Consider the following 1,412-nt stretch of genomic DNA (forward strand, 5'->3'; position numbering starts at 1 on the left):
GGGCGCTGTGGTCTTTGCTGCTCACTTGCGGGGTATTTTTTACTTGGGCTTATTTCGCTGAAATTGACCAAATCACCCGAGCCCCTGGCTCTGTGATTTCCAGTGCACGCTCACAAATCATCCAGTCGCAAGATGGCGGCGTGATCGAGGAACTGATGGTCCGAGAGGGCGATGTGGTGCAGCGCGATCAGGTGTTGGTGAAAATCGATGGCACGCGCCAACAGTCGAGTTATCTGGAAACCCGGGCCAAGGCAGCAGGACTGGCCATCACGGTGGCACGCTTGCAGGCCGAAGTCTTGGGCAGGGAGCCCCGATTCCCCCCAGAGTCGAAGGCTTATCCTGAGTTTCGCGAAACCCAGATGGTGTTGTTCACGAAGCGCCGCTCCGCCATTCGGGATGAACTCAGGTCTTACGAAAACATCAAAGCGATTGTTCAAAAAGAGCTGCAAATGACGCGCCCCTTGCTCAAAACCGGCGATGTCAGTGCGACCGAGGTGTTGCGCTTGGAGCGCCAAATTGCCGACACGCAGGCTCAGATCACGAACCGCAAGAACAAATATTTTCAGGACACGCAGGCCGAGTTGAGCAAGGCACTCGAGGACTTGGCCGGAGTGCAACAAATCATGGCCCAACGCAAGGACCAGCTGACTCAAACAGAGCTGCGAGCGCCCCTGCATGGCATTGTGAAAAACGTGCGCGTCACCACACGCGGTGGGGTCATCCGTCCCGGTGAAGAGGTTATGCAGATCGTCCCGCTGGAAGAAGACTTGGTGATCGAAGCCAAGGTCAGCCCGGCCGATATCGCCTTCATCAAGACCGGCATGAAAGCCACCGTCAAGATCGACGCGTACGATTACACCATTTACGGTGATTTGAGCGGCTCTTTGTCCTACATCAGCGCCGACACCTTGTCAGAAAACCTCCAGCAAGGCGAGCAGCCTTACTACAGGGTACAGGTCAAGACCGATGGGCGCAGGTTCAGCGGCCGACCAGACCAGCAGCTGGACATCCAGCCGGGCATGACCAGCACGGTGGAAATCAAAACCGGCTCGAACACGGTGCTCAAATACCTGTCCAAACCCGTGATCAAGACCTTGAACCAGTCGCTGGGAGAGCGCTGAGCACAGTGAGGGGGGTGAGACCAAGCGACACTTTCCTGGCCCCGTTGCGCTGTCTGATGGGCAAATAGCTGTCAAGCCAGGCTTGCGCTCTGGGATAATCAACGCCCATGAGCGGCAATACCTTTGGAAATCTCTTTTCGGTCACCAACTTTGGTGAATCCCACGGCCCGGCCATTGGCTGCGTGATCGACGGCTGCCCCCCGGGCATGCCCTTGAGCGAGGCCGACATCCAGCCCGACCTGGACCGCCGTCGCCCCGGTACCAGCAAGTTCGTCACCCAGCGCAACGAGC

General features: G+C 57.7%; 2 protein-coding genes. Both read left to right on the forward strand.

Going from position 1 to position 1,412, the window contains the following annotated elements; translation table 11 throughout:
* On the forward strand, positions 1–1,121 hold a 1,121-nt coding region (locus Q0341_RS03605; RefSeq protein WP_299510618.1), incomplete at its 5' end, for an HlyD family type I secretion periplasmic adaptor subunit.
* A gap of 107 nt (positions 1,122–1,228) precedes the next feature.
* The coding region (locus tag Q0341_RS03610) for a chorismate synthase (RefSeq protein ID WP_299510620.1) at positions 1,229–1,412 on the forward strand (184 nt) is incomplete at its 3' end.

It is taken from the genome of uncultured Limnohabitans sp., assembly GCF_937889215.1.
In the GTDB taxonomy this organism is placed as follows: Bacteria; Pseudomonadota; Gammaproteobacteria; order Burkholderiales; family Burkholderiaceae_C; genus Limnohabitans_A.